Source organism: Thermoanaerobacterium sp. PSU-2 (assembly GCF_002102475.1).
In the GTDB taxonomy this organism is placed as follows: Bacteria; Bacillota; Thermoanaerobacteria; order Thermoanaerobacterales; family Thermoanaerobacteraceae; genus Thermoanaerobacterium.
Genome location: NZ_MSQD01000002.1, coordinates 196,061 through 206,091, shown reverse-complemented (window position 1 = coordinate 206,091; position 10,031 = coordinate 196,061). Strand labels below are relative to the sequence as shown.

At 32.1% G+C, this 10,031-nt stretch carries 10 protein-coding genes and 2 rRNA genes; 11 read left to right on the top strand and 1 reads right to left on the bottom strand.

The window, feature by feature from the left end:
- The 4 genes from BVF91_RS13370 to thpR all read left to right on the top strand — a co-directional run.
- Window positions 1–199, top strand: a 23S ribosomal RNA gene (locus BVF91_RS13370); the annotation flags it as partial.
- 264 nt (window positions 200–463) lie between these two features.
- Window positions 464–572: ribosomal RNA gene (gene rrf, locus BVF91_RS03075) — 5S ribosomal RNA — on the top strand.
- 98 nt (window positions 573–670) lie between these two features.
- Complete coding sequence (locus tag BVF91_RS03070; RefSeq protein ID WP_085112037.1) at window positions 671–1,234, top strand: GNAT family N-acetyltransferase; 564 nt, start codon at window positions 671–673, stop codon at window positions 1,232–1,234.
- A 10-nt stretch (window positions 1,235–1,244) separates the two neighbouring features.
- The gene (gene thpR / locus BVF91_RS03065) at window positions 1,245–1,799 is read left to right on the top strand and encodes an RNA 2',3'-cyclic phosphodiesterase (protein WP_085112036.1); all 555 of its coding nucleotides are present in this window, start codon (window positions 1,245–1,247) and stop codon (window positions 1,797–1,799) included.
- Between the two features lie 9 nt (window positions 1,800–1,808).
- Here the strand turns inward: thpR and BVF91_RS03060 are convergent, their stop codons facing one another.
- Window positions 1,809–3,527 carry an Rqc2 family fibronectin-binding protein gene (locus tag BVF91_RS03060; RefSeq protein ID WP_085112035.1) on the bottom strand — a complete coding sequence of 573 codons (1,719 nt, stop codon included), beginning with the start codon at window positions 3,525–3,527 and terminating at the stop codon, window positions 1,809–1,811.
- Window positions 3,528–3,707: 180 nt separating this feature from the next.
- Between BVF91_RS03060 and dapF the strand changes: the two genes are divergently transcribed.
- From dapF to priA, 7 genes are read left to right on the top strand one after another with little or no spacing between them, the layout of a single operon-like run.
- Entirely contained in the window at window positions 3,708–4,541 is an 834-nt protein-coding gene (gene dapF, locus BVF91_RS03055) for a diaminopimelate epimerase (protein WP_085112034.1), read from the top strand.
- 9 nt (window positions 4,542–4,550) lie between these two features.
- Window positions 4,551–5,456, top strand: a complete 906-nt coding sequence (locus BVF91_RS03050) for a YicC/YloC family endoribonuclease (protein ID WP_240495787.1) — start codon at window positions 4,551–4,553, stop codon at window positions 5,454–5,456.
- A 13-nt stretch (window positions 5,457–5,469) separates the two neighbouring features.
- Window positions 5,470–5,754: an extracellular matrix/biofilm regulator RemA gene (gene remA, locus BVF91_RS03045; RefSeq protein ID WP_013788171.1), complete on the top strand. Its 285-nt coding sequence runs from the start codon at window positions 5,470–5,472 to the stop codon at window positions 5,752–5,754.
- A gap of 8 nt (window positions 5,755–5,762) precedes the next feature.
- Entirely contained in the window at window positions 5,763–6,380 is a 618-nt protein-coding gene (gene gmk / locus BVF91_RS03040; RefSeq protein WP_168170177.1) for a guanylate kinase, read from the top strand.
- Complete coding sequence (rpoZ, locus tag BVF91_RS03035; protein WP_013788169.1) at window positions 6,381–6,590, top strand: DNA-directed RNA polymerase subunit omega; 210 nt, start codon at window positions 6,381–6,383, stop codon at window positions 6,588–6,590.
- Between the two features lie 11 nt (window positions 6,591–6,601).
- The gene (gene coaBC / locus BVF91_RS03030) at window positions 6,602–7,801 is read left to right on the top strand and encodes a bifunctional phosphopantothenoylcysteine decarboxylase/phosphopantothenate--cysteine ligase CoaBC (RefSeq protein ID WP_085112032.1); all 1,200 of its coding nucleotides are present in this window, start codon (window positions 6,602–6,604) and stop codon (window positions 7,799–7,801) included.
- Window positions 7,802–7,830: 29 nt separating this feature from the next.
- Entirely contained in the window at window positions 7,831–10,026 is a 2,196-nt protein-coding gene (gene priA, locus BVF91_RS03025) for a primosomal protein N' (RefSeq protein ID WP_085112031.1), read from the top strand.
- Window positions 10,027–10,031 lie beyond the last annotated feature (5 nt).

Below are 10,031 nucleotides of genomic sequence, written 5' to 3'. Positions count from 1 at the left end.
AAAGCCTTTTGCACAGCTGGGTAGCCAAGTTTGGAAGGGATAAACGCTGAAAGCATCTAAGCGTGAAACCCACCTCAAGATAAGATTTCCCATCCGAAAGGAGTAAGACACCTTGAAGAAGACGAGGTAGATAGGCCGGAGGTGTAAGAGTAGAAATACTTTCAGCTGACCGGTACTAATAAGTCGAGGACTTGACCTTTAGCATTGTGCAGTATTCAAAGTTCATTTAAGAAAGCATAAATAGAGAAAAAATCTATCAAAAGCGAACGATTAATGAAGCTTTCGTGATATATCACGATGAATGTAGCGTAGTTTGGCGTATGAGCGAAAGCGAAAGCCGTCACAACGCATAGACGGCGTTAGCCAAAGTAGCGAAATGAATCGATGATATATAGAAAGCGAAATTTGTGAGCGTTGATAAGATTTTTTCAGAAGAATATGCAAAGAAAATGAACGAAAGATTTCCGGTGGCAATAGCGGAGGTTAAAAACCCGTTCCCATACCGAACACGGAAGTGAAGCCCTCCAGCGCCGATGGTACTGATTTCTCGGGAGAGTAGGTCGCTGCCGGTAAAAATTTATAAAAGAGGTAGTCTGTTTTAAATGGACTATCTCTTTTTTGATTTTTATGGTATAATAAGCGTTAAAATTATAAGAGGGGAAGTGAAAAAATGTTAAAAAGTAAAAATGTTGAACTTGTACCATTTGAGCCTAAATATATTGAGAAATTTGTAGAATTTCGCAATAGTGAAGACAGTAGAAATTTTTTGATGCCTGGTATACCATATCCTGTGACGGAAGGTTCAATTTCAGAGTGGCTTAGTAAAAAGACAAATCACAGTGAATCAGGTGAATTTGCAATTATTTATAATGAAACTAAAGAATATATAGGTAATATTTCATATGGCAGTGTAGATTGGAAAAATAGACATTGTGAAATTGCGGTAATGATAGGTGAGGAAAAGTATAGAAATAAAGGTCTTGGTTCAGAAGCTATAATGACTTTATTAGATTTTATATTTAATGAATTGAATTTGCATCGAGTAGAATTAAAAGTGTATGATTTTAATGAGAGAGCAATAAAATGTTATGAAAAATGTGGTTTTAAAAAAGAAGGATTGCTGCGGGAAGTTGTATATAAACATGGTCGATATATAAACGAATGGATAATGGGGATTATAAAAAGCGAATTTTTAGAGCATAATTTCCAGGGAAATAATAGAAATAATACATAATGGAGGAAATATGAGAGCGTTTTTAGCTATAAAATTAAGTGAAAATATTATAAATGATATTAAGAATTTGCAAGAGCAGTTAAAGAAATATACAATAAAAGGAAGATGGACAAATAGAGATAATTTACATATAACTCTTAAATTTTTTGACGAGATAAATGAGGAAGAAGTTAGTAAAATCAGAAAGATAATAAATGACATTTCGTTAAATTTTAAGCCATTTTACATTAGATTAAATAAAATTGGTTGTTTTGAAGGAAAAGATAATATAAGAGTACTATGGGTGGATGTTAAAAATGATGATAGACTTAAATTATTACATGATGTTATCGAAACAGAATTATCTAAGGCGGGATTTAAAAAAGACGATAGAAAATTTAAAGCCCATATTACTGTTGCAAGAGAAATTATTTTGGTAAAAAGCATAGAAGAAATAAACAATCTACATAAATTAGATTCTGATTATTTTGCAGTATCTAATATACATCTTATGGAAAGCAAGTTGGAGAATAATAGAAGAGTTTATAAATCTATTTTCGATGTATCCTTAAAATCGAATAAGTAGGTACAATACCTACTTATTATCAGGTGTCACATACAATGTTTTTTGATTTGTATAGATTACAAAACCTGGTTTTGCTCCTGTTGGTTTCTTAACGTACTTTCTTAACGTGTAATCAACTGGTACATTTGAAGAATTTTTTGCTTTGCTGTGCATTGCTGCCAATTTTGCAGCTTCTAAAATAGTACTGTCAGGAATATTAGCGCCTTTGCTTTTGATTATGACATGTGAGCCGGGAATATTCTTCGTATGTAGCCATACATCATTTATATCTGCAAATTTCATTGTAAGGTAATCATTTTGTACATTATTTTTCCCAACATAGATATCAAAATTATCTGAAGATATATAGTGTAGAGGTTTTGATATACTTTTCTTTTGTCTTTTGTCTTTATTTTTCTTTTTTATGTATCCTGTATCTGCTAATTCTTCTCTTATTTCGTCTATTTCTGATGGCAATGTACACTGCTCAACATTTAAAAGTTGTCCTTCTAGATATTCTATTTCTTTTTTTGTTTCTTCTATTTGCTTTGTAAGAAATTCTACTGCATTTTTTAATTTAGCATATTTTTTAAAATACATTTGAGCATTTTCATTTGGCGTATATTTTATATCAAGTGGTATTGTTATTTCTTCACCAGTATAATAATTTATAGTTTTAAATGCATCGGTTTTTTTGTTAAGTTTATACAAATTACTCGTTATAAGCTCGCCATATAGTTTGTATATATCTGCATTCTCAGCATTTTTCAATTCATCTAATTGCTTGCCAAGTTTATTATATAATCTCTCTAAGTGCGTTTGAATAAGCTTTTTTAAATCATGTGAACGGGATTTTAAACTTTCTGCATTTGCTTTTTCTCTATAAAACTTTAATGCGGCTTCGTTGACACTTTTATAGAAAACTAAATTTTCATACTGTGTAAGTTCAATGATAGAAAATTCATAAGGATTATCGTCAATATAAGCAATACATGGTTTAAAATTTGAATTTTCTAAAAGGCTTTTCAATAAATTTAAATTGCAATTCAGTTTCTCCATATCGTCTTCTGAAAGCTCATTTATGTATCTATCATCTACTTTACTCCTATATGCAATTTCCCTTGATAAAACAGGGCTAAATCCTTCAAAAAGCTCTAAAAGGGCTTTATCAACCTTTTTACCGCTTTTTAATTTTAATTTTCTTGACAAATCATCTTTTGTAAAATCTTGAATTGTAAATTTATCTTGTAGTGGGGGCATCTCATATTTGACATCGGGAACTATTTCCCGTATTTTGCTCATATCCTTGTATACTCTTTTAATGCTATCGACTATAATTCTACTCTCTTTATCTATTAATATAATATTGCTGTATCTTCCCATTATTTCTATTACTAATGTTTTTATGACCTCTTTTTCTAATTCATCACGACTTAAAACATCGATGAATAAAATTCTATCGAATCCCCTTTGGTATATATCTATAATTTTTCCACCTTGCAAATACTTTCGAAGTAACATGCAAAACATAGGGGGAGTAACTGGATTTTCTTTATTTTCATCTGTTAGATATACTCTTGGAAAATTTGCATTTGCTGATAAAAGCAATTTGTAATTTTTGCCGTTATTTCTGATAAAGATTATGATTTCGTCTTTTTCGGGCTGATATATCTTATCTATTTTTCCGTCAAGCAGTGTGCTTTTTAGTTCATTGACTATTCCATATAGTGTTATTCCATCCAAAGCCATGTTGAACATTCCTTTCTAAATGCAATTCTACTTAATAGTATATCACGGCATGAATTTATTACAAATAAATCAGCGATATGATGATTGCAAAAAATTAATTGAGCAAAATTATATAACCAGTTTTTTATAAATTTATGTTATAATATATATGCGTTATTTGTAGTAAGAGGTGAAAAAGTTATGAAATTTACAAAGATGAATGGATTAGGCAATGATTTTATAGTCTTTGAAAATTTAGAAAACAAAGAGTTAGAGTATGACGTTTTAGCGAGAAAATTGTGTGATAGGCATTTTGGCATAGGCGGAGATGGTCTTTTGATAGTGGAGCCATCTGGAATAGCAGATATTAAGATGAGAATAATCAATTCGGATGGCAGTGAAGCAGAAATGTGTGGGAATGGAGCGCGCTGCTTTGCAAAGTATGTCTATGAAAATGGCATAGTTTCAAAAGGGAAAATGTCAGTTGAGACATTGTCTGGCATTGTAATGCCAGAATTAATATTTGAAAATGATAATGTGGACAAAGTAAGAGTTCACATGGGCAATCCTAATTTTAGGCCCGATTTAATTCCAGTAAAAACAGATAAAAATCAATTTATAGAAGAGACGATAAAAATAGATGGAAGAGCTTATACTGTAACATCGTTACTAGTTGGCGTACCGCATACTGTTATTTTTGTTAATTCTATTGATGATAATATGATTGTGAATGTAGGGCCGTTAATTGAAAAATTACATATATTTCCACGTGGAACAAATGTTGATTTTGTCAAAGTTGAAGATGAAAATAATATTACGGTGAGAACTTGGGAAAGAGGTGCAGGCTTGACTCTTGCCTGCGGCACTGGTGCCTGCGCTTCGGCTGTGGCTTCCGCATTAACAAATAGGACAAAGAGGAATGTTTATGTTCATTTTAAAAAGGGAGATTTGTATATTGAATGGACATCTGATAACAATATTTATTTAACAGGTAAAGCCGAAAAAGTTTTTACTGGTGATATAGATATTGTTTAGAAGGAAATAATGTTGATTATAATATTGATGGGTGATAAGATGATAAAAAGCATGACTGGTTTTGGCAGAGGTGAAGCAATCGAAAATGGCTTTCACGTCTTAACTGAAATAAAAAGTTTAAACCACCGGTTTTTGGATTTGTCGATAAAACTTCCGAAAGTTTTAAGTGGGTTAGAAGATAGGATAAGGCTAAAAATTGGGGAAAGCATTAAAAGAGGTAGAGTAGAGATAAATATTTCTCTTGAGGCTTATGAAAAAAGTCTTGATTCCCTTGAGTTAAATTACGATCTTTTAAACCAATACATAAATATAATTCATGACTTAAAAAAAAGTGTTAATCTTACAGATGACATAAAATTAAGCGATATTCTATCAATACCGGGAATAATAGATGTGAAAAGCGTTAATGTAGACATAGACAATGTTTGGACTATCGTAGATAAAGCATTAGACATGAGCATTAAAAATTTAATTGACATGAGGGTTTTAGAAGGTATAAAATTAAAAGACGATATAATAAATAGATTGGACATGTTAAGTGGTATAATTGATAAGATAGAGGAAAGAGGACCTGCCGTTATAAATGAGTATAAGAAAAAACTTGAAACACGAATAAATGAGCTTATTGGTGGTGAACTTGATCAGAACAGGTTTTTAACTGAAGTGGCAATAATGGCAGATAAGACGAGCATTTCAGAAGAGATAACAAGGCTTAGAAGTCATATAAGCCAATTTAAGTTTTCACTGGATAGTTCTATGCCTATAGGAAAGAAATTAGATTTCTTGACACAGGAGATGAACAGAGAAGCAAATACAATTGGTTCAAAGTCAATGGATCTCGGTATAATAAATGGAGTCATAGAATTAAAAGATCAGATTGAAAAGATAAGGGAGCAAGTACAAAATATAGAGTAGGAGGATAATTATTATGGCCATCAAACTAATAAATATAGGGTTTGGCAATATTATTTCGGCAAACAGATTAGTAGCCATTGTTAGTCCTGAGTCTGCTCCTATAAAAAGAATTATACAAGAGGCGCGGGACAGAGGTATGCTTATTGATGCTACATATGGTAGGAGAACTAGAGCTGTTATAATAACAGATAGTGACCACATAATATTATCAGCAGTTCAACCAGAGACAGTTGCAAATAGACTAAATTCAAAAGACATAATTGACGAGGAAATTATTGAAGAAGAATCTGAAGATTAAGGGGAATGATGTTATTGTACAATAAGGGTTTATTGATTGTAATATCCGGTCCGTCAGGTGCTGGAAAAGGAACGGTTTGCAAAGCACTTTTAAAGAAAGACGAAAATCTCAAATTAAGCATATCAATGACTACTAGAAAACCTCGCAATGGAGAAGTTGACGGTGAAAATTATTTTTTCACTACAGTTGAAAAGTTTAAAACTCTTATAGAAAATAACATGCTTTTGGAATGGGCAAAGGTGTATGATAATTATTATGGTACACCGAAAGAATTTGTACAAAAAAATATAGATGAAGGTCATGATGTAATTTTAGAAATCGACATTCAAGGTGCTTTAAAAGTTAAGGACAAATATCCAGAAGGCGTATTTGTGTTTATTTTGCCACCGTCTATGGAAGAGCTTAAGAATAGAATCAAAAAGAGAGGAACAGAAACTGAAGAAGAGATTTTAAAGAGGTTTAAAAGTGCTTATGAAGAAATAAATTTCGTTTCCAGATATAATTATGTGGTGATAAATGATGATGTTGATTTAGCTGTTGATAAAATCCTTGCGATTATAAAAGCTGAAAAGTGCAGAGTTGATAGAAATAAGGGATTATATCTTGAAATAAAGGAGAGATGCTAAATGATTTTATATCCATCGATAGTAGATTTAATGAATAAAATTGACAGTAAATATACTTTGTGTGCTTTAGTTTCAAAGCGTGCAAGACAGATAATAAGCGGTGAACCAAGTCTTGTGGAGACTGATTCAAAAAAACCCGTGACAATTGCTACTGAGGAAATAAATGAAGGACTTATAACATTTGAAAGGCAAAAATTTGGTTTGAAGTAGAAGGTGTTTTAATGGCTTATACGAAAAATGTGGTCATTGGTGTTACTGGAGGTATTGCTGCATATAAATCAGCAGATTTGGTTTCAAGGCTTGTTAAAAAGAATATAAATGTTGATGTTATAATGACAGAGTCTGCCACAAAATTTATTTCACCACTGACATTTGAATCACTAACACACAATAAAGTGATTGTTGATATGTTTGAAAGTCCTAAGTTTTGGGAAATAGAACATATAGCATTGGCAGAAAAAGCAGACGTGTTTGCTATCGTTCCTGCTACGGCAAATATCATAGGTAAAATAGCCAATGGTATAGCGGATGATATGCTTACAACCACTATAATGGCTACTAATGCGAAAGTTGTTATTGCCCCTGCAATGAATACAAATATGTATCAAAACATATTATTTCAAGAAAATTTAAAGAAGCTTAAGTCTATTGGATATTTTATAATAGAGCCTGAAGATGGAAGATTAGCCTGCGGCACATTTGGCAAAGGCAAACTAGCAAAAATCGAGGATATCGAGAAAAAAATATTGGAATTATTAGGGATAGAAAAAAAAGATTATGATGGTATTACTGTTTTAGTCACTGCAGGACCAACAGTTGAACCAATTGATCCAGTAAGGTATATTACAAATCGTTCTTCTGGAAAAATGGGTTTTGAAATTGCAAAGGCTGCAAAATCTCGAGGAGCTAATGTTATTTTGATTTCAGGTCCTACAAATATAGATGATCCAATCGATATTGAAACTATACACGTAAATACTGCTCTTGAGATGTACAATGAAGTTATGAAATTTAAAGGTAAAGTTGATATTTTTATTGGAGCTGCTGCTGTTGCTGATTATCGGCCGGAGATATATAAAAGTAACAAAATAAAGAAAAATGACGATGATCTTGCATTGAAGTTAGTCAGAAATCCAGATATTTTATATGAGTTTGGAAAAGAAAAAGGTAATACTTTTTTAGTCGGTTTTGCCGCAGAAACTGAAAATCTGATAGAAAGTGCCAAAAATAAGATTATAAGGAAAAATTTAGATTTGATTGTAGCTAATGATGTTTTAAGAGAAGGGGCTGGATTTTCAGGTGATACAAACATAGTTAGCATCATAGACAAGGATATGAACGTAAAAGAGTATCCTTTAATGAGCAAAACCGATGTAGCTCATGTAATACTTGATGAGATAAAAAATCTTTTTATTAGATAGCCTAAAGGCTTTTTTTTATGGGGGTATTTATGTTTGCTGATGTTGTTTTAAGTGAGTATTCACGAAATATCGATAGGATTTTAACTTACATTGTGCCAGATGGCATAAACGACATAAAGATAGGCACTAAAGTTTTAGTGCCTGTAAATAGAAGTACAGTAGAAGGTTACGTTATAAATTTATCAGAAAAAACAGATGTACCAATAGACAAGGTAAAGCCTATAGCTGATGTTGTGGATGATATTGTATTGTTTGATGACAAATTGTTAGACTTAGCTTTTTGGATGAAAGACTACTATAAATGCAATATTTCTGAAAGCTTGCAGTGCATCATTCCATCAGGGACAAAAAGCGGCATAAAAAAGGTAAAGACAGTCAAGCTTAATAATAGTTTTGTTGATGATTGTAAAGTTACTCAGAGGCAACTTGAGATTATAAATTATTTAAAGAAAAGCGACTTGGTTGCATTATCAGATCTAGTAAAAGACTTAAATGTAAGTTATTCAACTGTAAACAGTTTGGTTAAAAAAGGGATTTTGTCAGTAGATTATGAGGAGATAAATAGGTTTAAAGCGACAGATTGTAATAGAACGAAAAAGCATATTCCCACTAAAGAACAGGAGCAAGTTATAAATGAAATAAAAAAAATCATTGGAAAAAGTATTTTCGAGAAGTATCTTTTGTTTGGCGTTACTGGAAGTGGAAAGACAGAAGTTTATCTTCAGCTTATTGAAAAATGCATCGAATTAGGAAAAGAAGCGATTGTCCTGGTGCCGGAGATATCTTTAACGCCTCAGACTATCGAAAGATTTGTTTCAAGGTTTGGTAATTTGGTTGCTGTTTTGCATAGCGGATTATCCGATGGAGAAAGATTTGACGAATGGAGAAAAATTGTAAATGGCGATGTGAAAATTGTCGTTGGTGTTAGAAATGCAGTATTTGCACCATTTTCTAATTTAGGGCTAATAATAATAGATGAAGAACATGAAAATACTTATAAACAATCTGATTTTAAGCCAAAGTATAATGTAAAAGAAGTTGCGGAAAAAAGATGTGAGATAGAGAAAGCTGTTTTGCTGCTGGGGTCTGCAACACCTCAGGTTGAAACGTACTATAAAGCTCTCAATAATGAGTATAAACTTTTGAGATTAAAAAATAGAATAGGGATTAGTTTACCTGAAGTCGAAATTGTCAATATGAGTCATGAATTGGCAGATGGCAATAATTCGATATTTAGTAGAAAACTTTATTATGAAATTAAAAAAAATTTGATTAAAGGTGAACAGACTATTTTGTTCCTAAACAGAAGGGGATTTTCTTCATTTGTCGTATGCAGGGATTGTGGTTATGTTCCTGAGTGCCCAAATTGTGATATATCACTTACATATCATGCAGATGATGGAAAGTTAAAGTGCCATTATTGCGGATACAATATCGATACAGTTCGTACGTGTCCTAAATGCGGAAGCAAGCGAATTAGATATTTAGGCATTGGAACAGAGCGTGTAGAAAAGGAAGTTAAGCGATTATTTCCTAAAAGTAGAGTCTTAAGAATGGACATTGATACTACTAAAACAAAAGGAGCTCATGAAAAAATTTTTAATGAATTTAGAAGCGGAAATGCAGACATATTGATAGGCACGCAGATGATTTCAAAAGGCTTTGACATACCAAATGTGACGCTGGTAGGAGTTATTCTGGCGGATATAACGCTGAATATACCTGATTTTAGGTCAGGGGAAAGGACTTTTCAGCTTTTAACACAGGTAGCGGGAAGGGCTGGCAGAGGAGAAAAGCCTGGAAGAGTAATAATTCAAACATATGAAGATGATAACTACAGCATAATAGCTGCAAAAAATCAAGATTATGAAGCTTTTTTCAATGAAGAAATACATTATAGAGAAACATACATGTATCCTCCTTTTACACATTTATTAAATATATTGATATCAGGGCCAGAGAAAAATAACGTAATATCTAGTGCCGCATTGGTACATAATTTGATTATTAAAACTATTAACAAAAATGAAATAAAGAGTTATAATAAAGTATTAGGTCCGTCATCTGCTCCTATCGAAAGGATAAAAAACAATTATAGGTGGCAGATTATTGTAAAATCAGTTGAAAGAAGTGTTTTGGAAGATATATGTGATGCTTTAAATAGCCATAATTTTATGAAAGGCATCAAACTATCGTATGATTTGGACCCGCTTAATTTAATTTAAGGAGG